The sequence below is a fragment of the Klebsiella sp. K47 genome (genome assembly GCF_051858335.1).
Lineage (GTDB): Bacteria > Pseudomonadota > Gammaproteobacteria > Enterobacterales > Enterobacteriaceae > Klebsiella > Klebsiella pneumoniae.
Genome location: NZ_JBPYUI010000361.1, coordinates 1 through 228 on the forward strand (window position 1 = coordinate 1; position 228 = coordinate 228).

A 228-nucleotide genomic window follows, 5' to 3' on the forward strand; every position below is an offset into this window, starting at 1 on the left:
AGTCTTCGTCGCCTTGCACCGCGGCAGCCACTTCGCTGGCCTGCTCTTCCATGACCGGGTTCATACTGACGGACGCAAACGCCGACCACGCGCCGTTAAGCACGAGCATGGCGATCAGGAACAGTCGCAGTAGAAGTGAGGAGGCTGACACGGGCGACATGGTATATCACTTTAGACAAGGCGCGCGTGTATCGGTCGTGAACAAAATCTCAAGTAAGCCTGAGATGT

At 56.6% G+C, this 228-nt stretch carries 1 pseudogene; it reads right to left on the reverse strand.

From position 1 onward, the window contains the following. Positions 1–160 (reverse strand): annotated as a pseudogene (gene copL / locus RRF55_RS28385) (transcriptional regulator CopL); the annotation flags it as partial. Positions 161–228: the final 68 nt, after the last annotated feature.